The organism is Reinekea blandensis MED297 (assembly GCF_000153185.1).
GTDB lineage: Bacteria > Pseudomonadota > Gammaproteobacteria > Pseudomonadales > Natronospirillaceae > Reinekea > Reinekea blandensis.
Map to the genome: position 1 here is coordinate 655,195 of NZ_CH724152.1, position 17,294 is coordinate 672,488.

Genomic DNA, 17,294 nt, shown 5'->3' on the forward strand with positions numbered 1-17,294 from the left:
TTACAGATCCTGTTGCACCTGTGAAGTGACATACTCGATGGTGTCGATTATGTACTGACTGTAGGTTCCGCGCAGGTGTTCCGGTACCGGGTATACGCGACCGGTCTGAATGGCTTTCACTTCGGACAAGGCTGGATCGTTGATGACCTGATGATAGAAAGCATCGGCACCGTCGCTTTCGCCATAAATCCAACCGGGCAGAAAGAGCACGTCCGGATTGATGTCCACGATTAACTCTTTAGACATACTGACCTGGCCGAAAGCCCCTTGTTCAAAGGCTTGTGTGCCGTTGATCAGACCGGTGGCATCAAGCACGGCCTGCCAGGTGGTATCGACCCCACTGGCGGTGCCCCAGCTGTTGTAATCGAGTGCCGTCAGGTTGGCTGCGCGAATTTGTTCATGGGCGTCTGCCAAAGCCGCGAGATCTGCGTTCATCGATTCGATGAGCTGTTCTGCCCGCGTTTCAGCGTCGACCAATCGTCCGATTTTGCGGATTTCGGCTTGAATCTGTTCCAGGGTAAATGGTGTATTCACCAGATACACCGAAATACCGGCCTGACGCAGTTGCTCGACAATGCCAGCGTCGCTCCAGTTGGCTGCAAAAACCAGATCGGGATAATTATTGAGGATCGCCTCGACATTCAGGTCCAGCAGCGGGACGCCTGCTGGCAGGTGATCCGCAACATTGGAGTAGTGCTCGTCTGCGGCAATATTGGTCAAACTGGACAGACGTTCCGGGTCGATCAGATCGAGCAGAATTTCGTCGGTAAACAGTGTTTTAGACGACACCCGGTCTGGGGCGTCTCGCAGCGTCAGCGCGTGATCCATGCCGTCACGTACGGTCAATGGATAGGTGGTGTCAGCCCAAAGAGGGGCGGCGAGCAGCGCCATTAACGCAATGGTTATGAGCCTGATCAGTGTCGGCATGGGGTTAACTCCTGTAAGTCGCGTACAGGTCAGGAAGATTGAGGCTCCTGACATCATTTCACATTGCTCTCGTCTCCTGGCTTACAGCTCGGGGCTGCATACAGTGGCGCGTCCGCTGCGGATTCTCACCGCATTCCGTCAGAACAGGCGGGCATTGGACAGTGAAGCCCGCTTTAAGTCAATCTATTTGTCAGTCTTAACTTGGCAGGAGCGAGCAACCCGATGTTTCGGTTTAATGGCGATTACGATGAGATGAGTTACCCGTTTATTTACGAACATTCCAGCCTTTGTGATTTTGAAATATTAACCGACGAGCTTTGCACCGTGACCGGCTTGGCCGTTTCCGCGTGTGAGGCAAAGGATGCAGACGTTCAGCTTATATTGTCGACGTTACAGCCGTTAATCTTCGACCTGAATGGCTCGATCCGGGGACGTTGTGCGATCAGTGACGCTACCATCGAGCAGACCAAAGCGTGGTTGTGGCAACTGCGTCGGGACCAGCCGGAAAAAACCGTCACCTTCGTGCTGCCCCGCGGGCAAGGGGTGGTTGTTAATCTGCATTACGCCCGGAGTCTGTCAAAAAAGGCGACCCGGGCGCTGGTCCGGATCGATCAGGAAGGTAAAGAGGTGCCGGAAGTGTTGCCAAGGTTTTGCAATGTCCTGACCAATCTGTATTTCGAGATGGCTCAGCTGATCAATCATCGTAAGGGTATTGAGCAGCCTGAGTACCGCAGCTCAAACTATGGCAAACCCCTATAGTGGGTATGGATTTTTTTCTGACACACTATGGTAATATTCGCGGCCTTATTGACGATGGCTGTCGTTCTGACGGCTGTCAGAACGACGAATGAAACAGGGCAATACATCTATGGCAGTGTCTTCCGAAGCAAAGGCGGTACGGGATCGATTGATCGAAATGGGTTTGGAAACCCCGATGGTGGAACAAACACTCACCAAAGCCGAACGCCAATCCCGCATCGAGTCACTGATGACCGACGTGATGGGCGCCCTTGCTCTGGATTTGAGCGACGACAGCCTGGCCGAAACACCGGCCCGGATCGCCAAGATGTTTGTCAACGAGATCTTCAGTGGTCTGGACTATGAACATTTTCCGAAGATCACGTTGATAGAAAACAAAATGTCCGTATCTGAAATGATCCGCGTGAAAGACATCGATCTGACCAGTACCTGTGAACATCACTTTGTGACCATTGACGGTACGGCGGATGTGGCTTATATCCCTGCAAAACGCATCATTGGTTTGTCAAAAATCAATCGGATTGTGCGCTTTTTTGCTCAGCGACCTCAGGTTCAGGAACGGTTGAATCAACAGGTGCTGGTGGCCCTGCAAACCCTATTGGGCACTGAGGACGTCGCGGTTCGTATGAATGCCGTGCATTACTGTGTTAAAGCACGGGGGGTTATGGACAGCACGTCGTCGACCGAAACCTTGTCGCTGGGCGGCGCGTTTCTGAATGATCGGGACGTGCGTCGGGACTTCGTTCGCTAACGGGCTCAGTCCCGTTTTTCTTCAAGGGTAATGGACACTGAATCGGCAAATCGCAACGCGTGGGGTTTGTCGACACAGACCTTGGCGTATTGAATGTCCGGATGATCACTGGCGATGGCCAGCAGGTCTCCGGCCAATCGTTCCAGTAGTTTAAACTGCCCGTTCTCCACATGTTGGATCATGTTTTTCGTGATCACCTTGTAGTTCACCGCATTGTTTTCGCTGTCGGTTTCAACGGCAAGGTCGGCGGGGTAGTGTATTTCCGCATTAATGACGACGTCTTGCTGCTTCTGCAGTTCCTCGGGATTAAAGCCAATATAGGTTCTCAGCCGAAGGTTTCGAATATTGATGATGGCCGTATGCATGGTAAAGGGTCCTTAGCGACTAATGGCTCTTCCGCCATCCACTTTGACTGCGGTGCCGGTTACAAATGGGTTATCGATAAAATAGTCCAGGGTCTTCAACACCGGGTCGAAACCCGATTCAATTTTTAACAGTGATTGCTCCAGGACCTGATTTTTAGCCTCGTCACCGTGTTCTGGCAGAAACATCAGGGCGCCGGGTTGAATCGTATTCACCCGGACGTGTGGTGCGAGCTTTTTCGCAAATGACAGCGACAGATTTTCCAATGCCGCCTTCGATGCGCAGTATCGGCTGTAGTCTTCACTGGGGTTCAGCGCATAAATATCAGTCATGTGGACAATATTAGCATTCTCTGACCGACGTAAGGCGGGTTCCAGTAGGGTATTGATCAGGGTTGGCAGGGCGACGTGTACCGCCATCAGTCGTCCGATTTGAGGAACCGCATCTTCGGGGTCTGCCGAATCCTTCTCAAATAATGAGGCATTGTGAACGATCAGGTCGACGGTGCTCTCAGCCAGGGGTTGTATGGCCGAGGTGATACTGTCGGCATCGTAACGTCCGGTTTTTAAAACAGTCAGTGATGATGAGCTCAATTGTTCGAGTTCATCCGAAGCTGAGCGCGTCAGTACGCTGACCTGCCAGCCTTTGTTCAGAAAGTGACGGGTAATTTCCAGACCGAGTCGTCGGCTTCCGCCTGTGACCACCAGATGCGGCATCGCTATATCCTTTTAAAAAGAGTCGTCGGGGGTATCAACGGCCGTTGACGGATGAGCATAGGTCAATGGGCATTGCACTGACAACGGTACGTCACCCGGGAAAGGTTGGATTGCTTGTCTATATCAAAGTTTGTTGATATAGTTCTTTCAGTGCCCGCTATAAGGGCTAACCGCTGATTTAACATGTCACTTGCGAGCGGTATATAAGCCCTGCTAAAGAGCATTCGACACCGGGTCTGGGTGTCTACCTCGCAAGTGTCCCGTTCGAGGACCCCGTTATGAACCTCCTCCAGTCTTTGCTGTGCCAGGCTTTGTCTTTGCCGTTATCTGAGCTGGATTCTACCCTGAAACGCCGAGCTGACGCCTCCGATTTGCCGATTTCCCAAGATGAGTTGCGCAGCATTCTGGCCTGTGACCCAGCTGTAACAGACCAGGTGTGGAAACTCAGTGTGATGACATGCCTGCCTCATCAATGGCTTTTTGATGCTTTTAAATTGCAGTGTGAGTTGTCGGTTTCGGCGGTGAATGTCGAAGATAAATGGCAGTTCTCCAGTGTTTGCTGTTAGATTATCGCTCGCTCAAGGGCCGTTCCGACAACTTTGTTGTGAATGGTCTCCTAAGTCATGTGCAAGGTCGGTGTCCGGCTAAAAAAAAATATCACAGACGAGGGAATACGTTTTCACAGATCTTGAAAGGAATGCGTTTTGGAACTGACAGTTTGGTTTGTCGTACTGCTTGCTACCACTGGCTTTATTGCCGGGATTATCAACACATTGGCCGGTGGGGGGTCTAACCTGACGCTGCCGGCTTTGATGATGATGGGGTTACCGGCCGATGTGGCCAATGCAACCAACCGGGTGGGCGTTTTTATGCAATCCCTGGTTGGGTTAAAAGGGTTTCATGGTCATGGTGAACTGCCTCTGCAGGATGCTCGGGGCATTCTCATACCGACATTGGTCGGGGGGCTTGTCGGGGCGGCGATTGCGTCCTGGATGCCGACGACGCTGCTCAAACCCATCTTGCTGATAACGATGATCAGTATGTCTGTCGTTATTCTACTGAAACCGGCCACGGTCATTCCTCAGGCTGGAGAGCAGCCTTATCGGGTTCAGGAACGTCGTCGGGCTGCCGCCATGCTGTTTCTGGCGGGTGTGTATGGTGGATTTGTTCAGGCGGGTGTGGGTTTTGTTCTGATCGCGGCGATAGCCGGTGGCTTGAGGTACGATCTGGTTAAAACCAATGCGTTGAAAATCCTATGTACAATGGCCTTTACGGCGGTTGCTTTGGGACTGTTCATTGTACGAGGACAGGTGTCCTGGGTGCCGGGTTTGATCCTCGCGATGGCGACGATGGCGGGCGCCCAGGTAGGGGTTCGATTGGCGTTGAACGTATCGCAACGATTTATGAAATGGTTTTTACTGTTGATGACCGTTGCTGCCAGTATTGGTGCGATGCTGTAACCGGCTAATCCGCGACGCTGAGGTGATGTGTATCCACTTGTACCGGCGGCTGGGACTCGTTCAGGGTTTCCAGATCGCTGCCGGGTGGGGCAACTGAAAGGTGCTCTGTACTGACCACGTTGGCCGGGGGCTCGAAAGATGGGTCGGTCAGGTTTGAGCCAGCGTTGGCGAGGCTCAGGTGTTGGGTATCCACTGAAACTGACGGCTTAGGTTCCGACGTCGACAGTAACGCTCCTGGTGCCGCAATATCCCAGCTCGGAACCTGGGCCGGTGGTTCAAGGTCCGGTTGATGGTGCTCAATGAGTCGGTCATCGTTTTCGCCACTGACGGCGGCCAATGTGGTGCTCAGTTGCGCTGAGGACGGGGCTGGCGATTCTGATTTTGGGTTGGCAGCGGCGGCCCGTCTTGCCTCAACGGCAGGTTCCGCCTTAGCTTGCTTGGGATTCGGGTTATGAGGTCGTACGATCAGCTTCGCGCCCGCTTTCTTAAAGGCTTGCTGGAAACGGATCGCGGTGGCCTTATCAACTTTGGTTTTAACGGATTGCAGCTGTCCATTAAAAAGCCGGTCTATATAGGCATCGTCTGTACGGAACAGGGTTTTCAGGTCGGCTTTGACAAAATCTTCAAAAAAGCCATCAAGCAACTGAGCGTTAAAGAAAAGATCGTACTGTGGTTCGGCCATGGACTTTCTATCATTAAGCGTTTGCGTCAGTATAGCAGGCTGTTCTCGTAGGCACAGACCCCATTCCGGGTGGCCGAATCGATGGTTGTTAAGAGGTGGCAAGGTTGGTATCCGGTCGGAATATGCATCTGACACTGTTGTTGGCCTTATTGATTGGTACCCAGGTGGGGCTCTCCGATGGCCTGATTCTGCCGACGCTGGTCGCTCAGCATGGTGGCGGCAGTTTTCTGGTGCTGTATGCGTTTCTCAAGTTACTTTTCATTTTACCGGTTTTGCAGGCCGAGCTGGTGGCTGGACGTTTGTATCGCGTGACGCCTTTTGAGTTCAGCTTTCTGGTCCTGAATCGAACCTGGGCACGTGTGGCCTTTGCCGTGTTACTGTGTGCGGTCATTTTTATTCTTTCCACTAACCTCTTTAATACGGCTTGGGCAATCATCTTCGGCATGGACGGCCTCTCAGGGGACCTGTTGTCACTGCGCCCGCTGGATCAGAATCTGTACTGGTTCGAACAGAGCCAGAATACGAATCGCATTATGAGTTTCGTCATCGGTCAGAGCATTATGTTGATGTTGCTGGGCGGTCTAGCCTGGAACGGCATTGCTGCGATTTTTCTGGCGGTTGTCCCACTGTTGGGACTTTTCATCCTCTATTGTTTGCCAAAATTTGTGCCTCTGTTTTTATCACTTTCCTGGCCTGCACTGGGTACGGACGACGTACTGGCTGCGATGCAACATGCGCTAACCTCTTCGATGGTTGGCCTGCTCGTTTGGTATGTGCTGGGGACGAAGGTGTCCGATCGGATGCCTACGGCGCGGATCATAATTTCTGTGCAGTTGTTTGATGTGCTGTTTGGCGTCGCTTTACTGTCAATTTCCTGGAATTGGATCGAGTCATTGTCGTCCGGGACATTGGAGGCCGGAACGGTATTGCGTTTGCTGGTGACGTCTCTAGAAAGCAGCACTGCGGTCCCATTAGATACTGCCTTGTGGTTGATTGCTCTGGTTACCGTCGGGTTGATCAGCAGCTTGCCCTTGCTGTTGATTGTTGCTCAGGAGAACAGTGTTGCCTTAAGGCAATGGCTGCTCTCTGCGACCGTTTTGGTGGTTGTGGTACTTGCCGGGGTGTTGATCTGGTCAAACGGCACTCAGTCGCCGTTAACCTGGTATGGCATGCCGTTGTACGACGTGTTTCAGAAACTGGGGCAGGGCGTGATTATTCCGCTGATTACCGCGGCAATTGCGGTCTGGATTGGTTGGGTGGTGTGGCCGAATCGTGTGCTGCAACAGATCAACCCCCATGGCGGTCTACGATACTTCCTTTGGCGATTGGTACTGAGATTTGTTGTCCCGGTCGTGCTTGGGTTAGTATTCGCGCGCGCCACGATCAGCCTGGTCGCGTTTAATCTGGCGGAAGTGGCAGTAGCAATTGTCTGTATTTTAGTGACGGCCCGACTGGTCAGTTGGGTCAGAAAGCGAGCGATTTTCCCCGGATTATGATTGAAATTCACCGATCGGCCCTGGTTTTGGTTCCCTCCCATGAGCTGTATAACCTGATTAACGACATCGAGGCTTATCCGCAGTTTCTGGATGGTGTGGCCGAATCCCGAGTGCTGTCCGCTTCGCCAACTGAGATGGTCGGTGAACTGCTGATCCGAAAGGCGGGTATTGAGCGGCGTTTGGTGACTCGTAATCGGTTAACTGCACCGGAACGCATCGAAATGACCCTGGAGGACGGCCCTTTGGACTCCCTTGAAGGAGTCTGGTCGATTCAATCTCTGAACGAGCAGGGGTGTAAGGTCAGTCTGGATCTCAGTTTTTCAGCAGGCCGGGGGCTAAAATCGTTTACTTTTAACCGCGTTTTCAAGCAGGTCGCTGACAGTATGGTCAATGCCTTTGTTGAACGGGCTCACGCACTTTCACGGTGAGTGGAATGCCATCGAGCGGTCTTACGTTGAGGAAGTCATGATTAAAGTTGAAGTTGCCTACGCAACAGAAGAAAAACAACTGATTGTCGAAGTGGATGTTGAAGAAGGCACTACACTACGGCAGGCGGCTATTCGCAGTGGAATTGACCATGAGTTCGACGATTTGGACTTAAATGAAGCGCCCATGGGGATCTTTGGTCGAAAGGTGGCGAAGCCGGATCAGGAAGAAGTTAAAGAAGGGGATCGGGTTGAGATCTATCGGCCGTTGAAGATTGATCCTAAGCAGGCCCGGCTGAACCGGGCCGCCAAAGCTAAAGCCGACAAAGGTTCTGAGTGATTGTTATTCACCCGCCTCTGAAAGTGACGGCACCTGTTCAATGCCGCTGACCACTCCGTCAGTGAAGTAGACAAACAGTTTTTGATAACCCTGGGTTTCAGAGTAAGTAGGATAAACCCAGCGTTGTGCCGTCTGCTCACCCGTCAGCAGTGGCGTACCCAGTAAAAACGAGACCTGCTCGCCCGTTTGGCCGATTTCAAGCTCCTGCAATTGTTCTTCCCGGATGTAATTTCCCTGTCCCAGTTCCGCTTCATACGGTTCAAGCAGAATACAGCCGTTTAATGCAATTATTCCGAGGCAAATGAACAGAGTTTTTGATAATCTTGAGCGCAGCACGTTAACCCTTACATGACTTGTTCTGACGAGCGAGCATTGTACACACAAAATTGGAGACTAGAAGGTGGCTATTCAGAATCAGGAACTCAAGAAAGCGGGCCTCAAAGTGACCTTGCCCCGTGTGAAAATCCTGCAGATGTTTGAAAATCAGGAAAACGGTCATCTGAGCGCAGAGGATATTTACCGGGCTCTTCAGGAAACCGGTGAAGATGTGGGATTGGCGACGGTGTATCGGGTTCTGACCCAGTTCGAAGCGGCAGGATTGATCCGCAAACACAATTTTGACGGTAATCATGCGATATACGAGTTGGCGACCGACGATCACCACGATCACATGGTGAACGTTCAAACCGGCGATGTTATTGAGTTTGTTGATGATGTGATCGAACAGCGTCAACATCAAATCGCTGCTGAGCACGGGCTCGAAATCGTCGATCACAGTCTCGTGTTGTACGTAAAAGCTCAATCTTAACAGGTCGTTGTTCGTTGCAAGCCGGTGATGCCGGCTTGCGGTGCTTTTCTGTCCTCTGTTTCTCCCTGTTAAATTTGATTGCCATCTCAAAGAGCGACTCGTTACCGAAGCAAGTTCGAGTGGTGAATGGCTAAGCTTACCGAGACTTCTCGGATCTCCCCGATCAGGTGACCTAAATGGTCAGTATTACCCCTTAAGGTTTATCGTCAGACCGTGAACCGGTTCAAACGGAATTTCTCTCCCTGCGCTTAGAATGTTGCTGTGGTCGGGTGTCGCAGTACCAATAGCACAGAGCCTGATCTTTATTCGTATCTTGTCCACCAACACGGCAGGCTGCGTGGCTTAGTTGCAGTACTTGCAGCGAACTGAACCCTTTCTGAATAGTGGCGATAGGTAGAGAGAATGTATAAAAAAATATTATTAACTTTAAGTGCCCTGCTGTTTTCTGTATGCAGCCTGGCGGAAGTGAAGGTGGGCGACACCTTTCCGTCGTTCAAAATCCCGACTTTGGACGGGAAAATGTTAGACACCGCTCAGTTGAAAGGACGAGTCATATACGTCGATTTTTGGGCAAGTTGGTGTACGACCTGTAAGAAGTCGTTCCCGATCATGAGTGAACTGAGCGAAGAGCTTAAAAGCCAAGGGGTATTCTTTTTAGGGATTAACACCGATGAAGATCCGGCTCTGGCGCAACAGTTTCTCGAATCAACTCCGGTATCTTTTCTGAATGTGTCAGATAAGACTCAAAAAGTCGTCAGCTACTTTGCACCGAAAGGGTTTCCTTATGCCTACATCGTCGGCAAAGACGGTGTTGTTCATACGATTAAGGGTGGCTTTGCAGGCAAAGAGGAGACTAAAGAACTGTTGTTGGAGTTAGCGGCACGCTGATATCGAACATCGAATGGTTATTGTCCGATCAGTATCGCCCCGGTTTGTACCGGGGCGTTTTGTTTGTTGAAATGGAAAACTCTTAATGGGACTTCTCATGAGAGACCAGCATCTCGCGGGCATGAGCCATGGTTTGTGCTGTGATATCAATGCCACCAAGCATGCGAGCGATCTCGCTGACACGGTCCTGATCCGAAATACCAACAATTCGGGTGGTCGTAGAATCATCAGCCATCTGTTTTTTCACGATTGAGTGATGATGTCCCAGCGCAGCGACCTGCGGCTGATGCGTAACACAAAGCACCTGCCCTCGTTGACCCACACTGCGCAGCATATGACCGACAATTTCTGCGGTAGCGCCACTGATGCCGACATCGACTTCATCAAACACCAGCGTTGGAATGGTTGAATGTTCAGCGCAGATGACCTGAATGGCGAGTGATATCCGCGACAGTTCACCGCCGGAGGCAACTCTGGCCAGCGGTTGAATGGGCTGACCGGGGTTTAAACTGACCATAAACTCAACCGTATCCATCCCAGACGACGTTGCCTGGCCAGACGAAGTGACGTTTACCTGAAAGTTCGCACCGGGCATAGCCAGCTGAGCCAACTTTTCCACAACTTCCTGTTGGAAGCTGACGGCGCTTTTTCGTCTCTTCTTGGACAGGATTAAGGCCGTTTTTTCATAGTCCTCACGACGGATGTTAAGCTCGTTTTCCATCGATTCGAGCGTATCTCCACTGGAATCCAGTTCAGACAGTTCTTGCTGCAACTGCTGGAAGTGCGCCGGTAGCGACTCTGAGTTGACCTGATGCTTGCGGGAGAGTTCGTGAATCCTGTTCAGCCGGCTCTCAACTTCAAACTGACGCTCTTCATCGACTTCAACGGAGTCGGCAAAGGATTGTAAGTCATGCATGGCTTCTTCAGCTTGGATCAACGCGCTTTCCAACAACGACCGAGCGCTACTGAGTGATTCAGAGGGGTCATCCAGCTGCCGTAGTTCGTTCAGGCTTTGTTTCAGGGCAGATACCGCACCAAGCCCCTCATCATTGTCTAAGCATCCGCTGGCGGCGTGGGTATGCCGCAGGAAGCGCTCACTTTGACTGAAGCGTTTAAACTCCGCCTCCAGTGCTTCAACTTCGTCGTCACCCAGATTCAGTTCTTCCAATTCTTGGCATTGGTACTCTAAAAGTTGTCGTTTAGATTCGGCTTCTTCGACAGCGTTTTTTAATTGCTGATACTTGCGATCAAGACCGTGCCAGGCAATCCATTTCTGCCGGACCTTCTCGTTCAGATCATTGAGTTGCGCGTAATCGTCTAACAGCCTCAAATGGGTGTCTGTTCGCAATAAGGATTGATGGGCGTGCTGGCTGTGAATGTCGATGAGAAACTCACCCAGTTTCTTCAGTTCTGCCAGAGGAACGGGCTGCCCGTTTATAAAGGCCCTGGAGCGGCCTTCTTTGGAGACGGTCCGTCGCAAGATGCATTCATCCCCTTCATCGAGATCCCGAGCTTCAAGCCAGGTTTTAGCCTGAGGAATGCGTTCAATTTGAAAGGTGGCAACGACTTCAGCTCGTTTCTCACCATGGCGCACAATGTGGCTTTCTGCCCGCTCACCCAGGGCCAGCCCCAGGCTGTTCAGTAAAATCGACTTGCCTGCGCCGGTTTCACCGGAAATTGATGTCATACCTGGAGACCAGTCGATATCAATATTATCTGCGATGGCAATGTTCCGAATGATCAGATTCAGCAGCATGGTTATCTCTCCACCAGTTTGCAGACCAGTCACCTCTGAGGTGAGTCATTTTGCGTAAATGGATATGTATATATATACAGTTAAACTGTATATGGATCAAGCGGTTCTTTGGTGGGTCGTCTCGAACTGTGCAGGAAGTTCGTTATTCGGTAAAAAACTGCGTTATTAACCCCTTGAAAATAATGGGTAAATGCCCCATCAACGGGGGCGTCAGAACGTTAACCATGGTCTTTTACAGAAGGTATGACATGACAGGCGAAGAGAAACCAGTCGAAGAAATCCTTGAAAACGCGTCCGACGAGTTCGACGCGTCTGAAGCTCGCGATGAAGCTAATGCGTCCGAAACTGATGTTGAGGCCCTGAAAGTCCAGCTGGAACAAGCTCAGGACGAAGCGGCTAAGATGAAGGATCAGTACGTCCGGGCAGAAGCTGAGATGGCGAACCTCCGACGTCGTGTCGAAAAGGACGTTGAGAACGCACACAAATTTGGTCAGGAAAAGCTGACCAAAGAGCTGTTGGCCGTTGCCGACAATCTTGAACGGGCCATCGTTTCCACAGAAGGCGAAAACGTTGATGTGAATGCCATTAAAGAAGGGGTCGAAATGACTCTGAAAGGCCTTCAGGACGTATTCAGTAAGTTCAGTATTGAAGCGATTGATCCTCAAGGCGAGCCCTTCGACCCGCAGCTGCATCAGGCGATGTCGATGGTTGAAAATCCTGAAGTTGAGCCAAATACCGTGATCGCAGTAATGCAAAAAGGCTATCAGCTTCACGGTCGGCTGGTTCGTCCTGCGATGGTTATGGTTAGTAAAGGTGGTGCCCCAGCCGCCAAAATCGATGAAACGGCATGATGCCAAATGCATCAGCCTTGAAATAGACAGATTGGCTCACATATAGGTGAGCATTAAGAACGAACATTTACGGAGTGATTTAACATGGGCAAAATCATTGGTATCGACCTCGGGACCACCAACTCTTGTGTGGCGGTACTGGAAGGTGATAAAGCCAAGGTCATCGAAAACTCAGAGGGTGACCGCACAACCCCGTCCATCGTTGCATTTGCTGACGATGGTGAAATTCTGGTTGGTCAGCCAGCGAAGCGTCAGGCTGTTACCAACCCTGAAAACACCCTGTACGCGGTTAAGCGCCTGATCGGTCGTCGCTTTGAAGACGACGTGGTTCAGAAAGACATCAAGATGGTGCCTTACAAGATCGCAAAGGCCGACAATGGCGACGCGTGGGTGGAAGTGAAAGGCGACAAGAAAGCGCCACCTCAGATTTCTGCTGAAGTTCTCAAAAAAATGAAGAAGACGGCAGAAGAGTACCTCGGTGAGAAAGTCACCGAAGCGGTGATTACCGTTCCTGCGTACTTTAACGACTCCCAGCGTCAGGCGACAAAAGACGCCGGTAAGATTGCAGGTCTGGATGTCAAACGCATCATCAACGAACCGACGGCTGCTGCACTGGCCTACGGTATGGATAAAAAGCGTGGCGACAGCGTTTGCGCAGTTTACGACTTAGGTGGTGGGACCTTCGATATCTCGATCATCGAGATTGCTGAAGTGGATGGCGAGCACCAGTTTGAAGTCCTGGCGACTAACGGTGACACCTTCTTAGGTGGTGAAGACTTTGACCTGCGCATCATTGACTACCTCGCAGAGTCCTTCAAGAAAGATTCTGGTATCGACCTGAAAGGCGATGCGCTGGCGATGCAGCGACTGAAAGAAGCCGCTGAAAAAGCCAAGGTTGAGCTGTCTAGCGCTCAGCAAACTGATGTCAACCTGCCGTACATCACGGCGGATGCATCTGGTCCTAAGCACCTGAACGTTAAACTGACCCGTGCGAAGCTGGAATCACTGGTTGAAGATCTGGTTGAGCGATCTTTGGAGCCTGTCCGCACTGCGTTGAAAGATGCAGATCAGGATATTTCTGATATCGATGAAATCATTCTGGTGGGTGGTCAGACCCGTATGCCTTTGGTTCAGTCGAAAGTGGCTGAGTTCTTCGGCAAAGACGCCCGTCGTGATGTGAACCCAGACGAAGCCGTGGCCATGGGTGCCGCTATTCAGGGTGCAGTACTGTCAGGCGACGTAAAAGACGTTCTGCTGTTAGACGTGACCCCGCTGACACTGGGTATTGAAACCATGGGTGGCGTGATGACGTCATTGATCGAAAAGAACACGACGATTCCGACGAAGAAAAGTCAGGTGTTCTCGACGGCCGATGACAACCAGGCAGCTGTGACCATCCATGTCCTTCAGGGTGAGCGTAAAATGGCCGGTCAGAACAAGTCTCTCGGCCGATTCGATTTGGCTGACATTCCGCCAGCACCGCGCGGTGTGCCACAGATCGAAGTCAGCTTTGACCTGGACGCCAACGGTATTCTGAACGTGTCTGCGAAAGACAAGGGCACCGGTAAAGAGCAATCTATCGTGATCAAAGCGAACTCTGGTCTGTCCGATGAAGAAATCGAACAGATGGTGAAAGACGCTGAGGCGAATGCGGAAGAAGATAAGAAGTTTGAAGAGCTGGCTCAGGCGCGTAATACCGCTGACAGCCTGGTTCACGCAACCCGCAAGTCGCTGAAAGAAAACGAAGATAAAGCGACCGATGAGGAAAAAGCCGCTATCGAAAAAGCCTGTGAAGACGTGGAAGAAGCACTGAAAGGCGATGACAAAGACGCCATCGACAAATCTGTTGAGGCATTGAGTCAGGCATCGGGCAGCTTTGCACAGAAGATTTATGCTGAGCAGGGTCAGGATGCAGGCGCTCAAGCGGGTGCAGATGCTGGCGAACAGGCAGAAGGCGGTTCAGATGACGCCGTCGATGCTGAGTTCGAAGAAGTGAAGGATAAGTAAGCAAACCTGTGACTTGCTTGTTACGCGCTTAAGCGCTTAAAACGCAGGGAAACGATCGCGGGTCTACAGGCCCGCGTTTTTGTATCCATCAGGGCAACAGAGAATATGTCAAAACGCGATTTATACGAAGTATTGGGTGTCAGTAAAGGCGCCGACGAAAAGGAAATTAAAAAAGCCTACCGTCGGTTGGCTATGAAGTATCACCCGGACCGTAACCCGGATGACAAAGAAGCCAGCGCTAAGTTCCAGGAACTGAGCGAGGCTTATGAGATCCTGTCTGATTCGCAAAAACGTCAGGCTTACGACCAGTTCGGTCACGCCGGTGTCGACGGGCAAGGCGGGTTTGGCGGAGCCGGTGCGGGTGCCGGTAGCTTCAGTGACATCTTTGGTGACGTATTTGGTGATATCTTTGGCGGTGGTGGTGCTGGCCGGGGTCGCTCGTCTGTACAGCGTGGTTCCGACCTCAAATACAATCTGGAGCTGACGCTCGAAGAGGCCGTCCGGGGTATCGAGAAAACCATTCGGGTGCCAACGCTTGTGAACTGCGACACCTGTGATGGATCGGGCGCCAAAAAGGGCACCTCTCCAACGACCTGTTCGACCTGTGGCGGTTCCGGACAGGTGCGTATGCAACAGGGCTTTTTTGCCGTTCAACAAACCTGTCCGACCTGTTCTGGCGCCGGTAAGATCATCAAAGATCCTTGCGGTAGCTGTTATGGTCGAGGTGTCAAAGAAGAGACCAAAACTCTTAATGTTAAAGTCCCACCCGGTGTGGATACCGGGGATCGTATTCGCCTGTCAGGCGAGGGCGAAGCGGGTCGGAATGGCGGTCCGGCGGGTGATCTTTATGTTGAGATTCATGTTCGCAAACACGCTATCTTCGAACGAGACGGCGCGAACCTCTACTGTGAAGTACCGATCAGCATTGCCGAGGCGGCACTGGGTGGTGAACTGGAGGTGCCGACTCTCGATGGCCGAGTGAAGCTGAAAATACCCGCCGAAACGCAAACAGGTAAACTTTTTAGGTTGCGTGGCAAGGGTGTTAAGCCGGTCCGAGGCCACAGTGTCGGTGATTTGATGTGCCGAGTGGTGGTCGAAACGCCGGTTAATCTGACCTCCAGGCAGAAAGAGCTGCTTCAGGAGTTGCAGGAGTCACTCGAAGGCAAGAAGCATTCGCCGAAAAGTAAAGGCTGGTTCGACGGTGTTAAGAAGTTCTTTGGCGAGATGTAATATCGTCGGCTCAAGCAAACTATCAAACGCCCCGTGTTCACAAGGCGTTTTCGTTTCGTGGTTTGGCAGGGTTACGATGCGATGATTACCGATGGTGTCGATCGGGTGGCTTTGTCGATCAGAACTCTTACTACTATATATACCGTTTTTGCTCAAAGTGCTAAACCGTTTAGAATGCCAGTAAGCCAACGAACTCAGGATAGTCAGATTATGCAGAAAATTGTGGTAACCGGTGCGGATGGCCGCATGGGGCGAGCGCTGATTGAAGCGGTATGTGCTACCGATGGCGTTGTACTCTCAGGTGCCGTGGTTCGTGATGACTCCGGCTTTATCGGCATTGACGCCGGCGAACTGATTGGGCGTCCCAAGCTGGATGTGATTGTGACCGACGAAGTCAGGCAGGTGATGAACCCTGAGGTGACCTTGATCGACTTTACCGCTCCGGAGGCGACGTTAAATCACCTTTCTGTGGCTAAAGAACTCGGCGGTCGATTGGTAATAGGGACGACAGGTTTCTCTGATGAGCAGTTAGAGACGCTTCGTAGTTATCAGAATGAAGTGCCCATGGTCTTTGCTGGTAACTATTCTGTCGGCGTCAACTTAACGCTGCAGCTGTTACGACAGGCGGCGAAAATTATTGGTGAAAGCAGTGATATCGAAGTCATAGAAGCACACCACCGCCATAAGGTCGATGCGCCCAGTGGTACGGCTTTGATGATGGGTGAAGCTGTTGCGGAGGCGATGGACGTTAACCTGAAAGACGTCGGTGTGTTTTCTCGTGAAGGGATCACTGGGGCTCGTGAGCCCGGCAGTATCGGTTTTTCGACCATTCGAGGGGGCGATATCGTTGGTGAGCACACTGTAATGTTCGCCAGTGAAGGCGAACGGGTCGAAATCAGCCACAAAGCCAGCAGTCGACAGACCTTTGCCAGGGGGGCGGTCCGTGCTGCGCGCTGGCTGTTAAGCCAGCCGAAAGGCTTATACAGTATGGAAGATGTCCTGGGTTTTAGCCGATAAACCCAGACTTTTCGGCGATGCTTTCCCGTTTTCGGGGCATCGCCATTGAATGGCTATACAAACTGATTGACCAGCAAGCAGCAGAGCAATCCGCATTGGTCGGTAAATAACCCCTTTATTTCATAAAAAACCTGCCTTTTATACTTCTTTATGCTTAGCCTTTTGCTGTTTTTACCGGATCAAAAGATCAACGCTGAAAGTAGGTATCCATCATGGAAATGGTTCAGGTAACGAGCCTGGTGTGAACGTCTTTTTAGTAGAGATTCATGTGGGTTTTCGTCAGCTTTTTAATCGATGCAATCGAAATGAAAGTGCCGAGAATTTGTTAAAAACTTTTTGTGCCTTTTTGGGTTTGAACCAGAAACTATTAACCTGTTGGAAATTGATTGTTGATTTACATCAACTCCCAATGACGGAGTGAGATGTTTGAAAGGACTGCTGATGAAAACCTAAAACTGACAAAAAAAGTCAGTCCTTGTCATTCTGAAGGTCAACGAAAGTTGATTTTCATCAAGGTGGGTTCCAAAGGCCCCTGAAAAGGCCATTTCAAGCGAAAAACAGCAAAAAAAGTAGTTGACCAACGTTACCGGCTTTGGTTTTATAGTTCGCGATGGTTGGTCGGGCTACCGAACAACCCTGGGATGAAAAATAAAGACAACGAGAGTCACCAGCCCAGCCGATGCGAATCGCCCTGTTTCACACTGATGACATTTTTGTTCTTTAGTCTTTCACTCAGTTACGTTTTGACACTGCCTTCAATTTACGTTAATTGTATGCGGTGTTAATGATAACAAGGACTAACAATCCAATCCGGATGA

The 17,294-nt window shown here is 51.1% G+C and carries 19 protein-coding genes and 1 riboswitch; of the genes, 13 read left to right on the forward strand and 6 right to left on the reverse strand.

Features of this window, described 5'->3' with window-relative positions:
- Nucleotides 1-927: an ABC transporter substrate-binding protein gene (locus MED297_RS14620; RefSeq protein WP_008046239.1), complete on the reverse strand. Its 927-nt coding sequence runs from the start codon at nt 925-927 to the stop codon at nt 1-3.
- A 71-nt stretch (nt 928-998) separates the two neighbouring features.
- A riboswitch (cobalamin riboswitch) is annotated at nt 999-1,064 on the reverse strand.
- 85 nt (nt 1,065-1,149) lie between these two features.
- On the opposite strand from MED297_RS14620, the gene MED297_RS14625 reads away from it, so the two are divergent.
- Both MED297_RS14625 and folE read left to right on the forward strand, forming a co-directional pair.
- On the forward strand, nt 1,150-1,686 hold the full coding sequence (locus MED297_RS14625; protein ID WP_008046240.1) for an adenosyltransferase: 537 nt from the start codon (nt 1,150-1,152) through the stop codon (nt 1,684-1,686).
- 109 nt (nt 1,687-1,795) lie between these two features.
- Nucleotides 1,796-2,437 (forward strand): GTP cyclohydrolase I FolE, encoded by a 642-nt coding sequence (folE, locus tag MED297_RS14630; RefSeq protein WP_008046242.1) that lies wholly within the window; start codon nt 1,796-1,798, stop codon nt 2,435-2,437.
- A 5-nt stretch (nt 2,438-2,442) separates the two neighbouring features.
- Here the strand turns inward: folE and folX are convergent, their stop codons facing one another.
- A complete protein-coding gene (folX, locus tag MED297_RS14635; protein WP_008046243.1) occupies nt 2,443-2,802 on the reverse strand; it encodes a dihydroneopterin triphosphate 2'-epimerase in 360 nt (119 codons plus the stop codon).
- Between the two features lie 12 nt (nt 2,803-2,814).
- Nucleotides 2,815-3,516: an SDR family NAD(P)-dependent oxidoreductase gene (locus MED297_RS14640; RefSeq protein ID WP_008046244.1), complete on the reverse strand. Its 702-nt coding sequence runs from the start codon at nt 3,514-3,516 to the stop codon at nt 2,815-2,817.
- A gap of 278 nt (nt 3,517-3,794) precedes the next feature.
- Between MED297_RS14640 and MED297_RS14645 the strand changes: the two genes are divergently transcribed.
- On the forward strand, nt 3,795-4,082 hold the full coding sequence (locus MED297_RS14645) for a hypothetical protein (protein ID WP_008046245.1): 288 nt from the start codon (nt 3,795-3,797) through the stop codon (nt 4,080-4,082).
- Between the two features lie 138 nt (nt 4,083-4,220).
- Nucleotides 4,221-4,976, forward strand: coding sequence for a sulfite exporter TauE/SafE family protein (locus MED297_RS14650; protein ID WP_008046246.1), 756 nt, complete (start codon nt 4,221-4,223; stop codon nt 4,974-4,976).
- Nucleotides 4,977-4,980: 4 nt separating this feature from the next.
- Here the strand turns inward: MED297_RS14650 and MED297_RS14655 are convergent, their stop codons facing one another.
- Nucleotides 4,981-5,658, reverse strand: coding sequence for a hypothetical protein (locus tag MED297_RS14655; protein ID WP_008046247.1), 678 nt, complete (start codon nt 5,656-5,658; stop codon nt 4,981-4,983).
- Nucleotides 5,659-5,780: 122 nt separating this feature from the next.
- Between MED297_RS14655 and MED297_RS14660 the strand changes: the two genes are divergently transcribed.
- From MED297_RS14660 to MED297_RS14670, 3 genes are read left to right on the forward strand one after another with little or no spacing between them, the layout of a single operon-like run.
- A complete protein-coding gene (locus MED297_RS14660; RefSeq protein WP_008046248.1) occupies nt 5,781-7,154 on the forward strand; it encodes an SLC5/6 family protein in 1,374 nt (457 codons plus the stop codon).
- Entirely contained in the window at nt 7,151-7,582 is a 432-nt protein-coding gene (locus MED297_RS14665) for a type II toxin-antitoxin system RatA family toxin (RefSeq protein WP_008046250.1), read from the forward strand. Before MED297_RS14660 ends, MED297_RS14665 begins: the two co-directional genes overlap by 4 nt.
- Nucleotides 7,583-7,619: 37 nt before the next feature.
- Nucleotides 7,620-7,919, forward strand: a complete 300-nt coding sequence (locus MED297_RS14670; RefSeq protein WP_040557276.1) for an RnfH family protein — start codon at nt 7,620-7,622, stop codon at nt 7,917-7,919.
- Between the two features lie 3 nt (nt 7,920-7,922).
- Here the strand turns inward: MED297_RS14670 and MED297_RS21445 are convergent, their stop codons facing one another.
- Nucleotides 7,923-8,255: an outer membrane protein assembly factor BamE gene (locus tag MED297_RS21445; protein ID WP_008046254.1), complete on the reverse strand. Its 333-nt coding sequence runs from the start codon at nt 8,253-8,255 to the stop codon at nt 7,923-7,925.
- A 64-nt stretch (nt 8,256-8,319) separates the two neighbouring features.
- On the opposite strand from MED297_RS21445, the gene fur reads away from it, so the two are divergent.
- Together fur and MED297_RS14685 are read left to right on the forward strand one after the other, a co-directional pair.
- Nucleotides 8,320-8,727 (forward strand): ferric iron uptake transcriptional regulator, encoded by a 408-nt coding sequence (gene fur / locus MED297_RS14680; RefSeq protein WP_008046255.1) that lies wholly within the window; start codon nt 8,320-8,322, stop codon nt 8,725-8,727.
- 402 nt (nt 8,728-9,129) lie between these two features.
- Entirely contained in the window at nt 9,130-9,615 is a 486-nt protein-coding gene (locus tag MED297_RS14685) for a TlpA family protein disulfide reductase (protein ID WP_008046257.1), read from the forward strand.
- A gap of 82 nt (nt 9,616-9,697) precedes the next feature.
- On the opposite strand, the gene recN is transcribed toward MED297_RS14685, so the two are convergent.
- Entirely contained in the window at nt 9,698-11,371 is a 1,674-nt protein-coding gene (recN, locus tag MED297_RS14690) for a DNA repair protein RecN (protein WP_008046259.1), read from the reverse strand.
- Between the two features lie 248 nt (nt 11,372-11,619).
- Here recN and grpE point away from each other — a divergent pair, with 248 nt between their 5' ends.
- From grpE to dapB, 4 genes are all read left to right on the forward strand, one after another.
- Nucleotides 11,620-12,222, forward strand: a complete 603-nt coding sequence (gene grpE / locus MED297_RS14695; RefSeq protein ID WP_008046261.1) for a nucleotide exchange factor GrpE — start codon at nt 11,620-11,622, stop codon at nt 12,220-12,222.
- Between the two features lie 84 nt (nt 12,223-12,306).
- Nucleotides 12,307-14,229: a molecular chaperone DnaK gene (gene dnaK / locus MED297_RS14700; protein WP_008046263.1), complete on the forward strand. Its 1,923-nt coding sequence runs from the start codon at nt 12,307-12,309 to the stop codon at nt 14,227-14,229.
- A gap of 105 nt (nt 14,230-14,334) precedes the next feature.
- Nucleotides 14,335-15,459 (forward strand): molecular chaperone DnaJ, encoded by a 1,125-nt coding sequence (dnaJ, locus tag MED297_RS14705; protein ID WP_008046265.1) that lies wholly within the window; start codon nt 14,335-14,337, stop codon nt 15,457-15,459.
- 210 nt (nt 15,460-15,669) lie between these two features.
- The gene (gene dapB, locus MED297_RS14710; RefSeq protein WP_008046267.1) at nt 15,670-16,476 is read left to right on the forward strand and encodes a 4-hydroxy-tetrahydrodipicolinate reductase; all 807 of its coding nucleotides are present in this window, start codon (nt 15,670-15,672) and stop codon (nt 16,474-16,476) included.
- Nucleotides 16,477-17,294 lie beyond the last annotated feature (818 nt).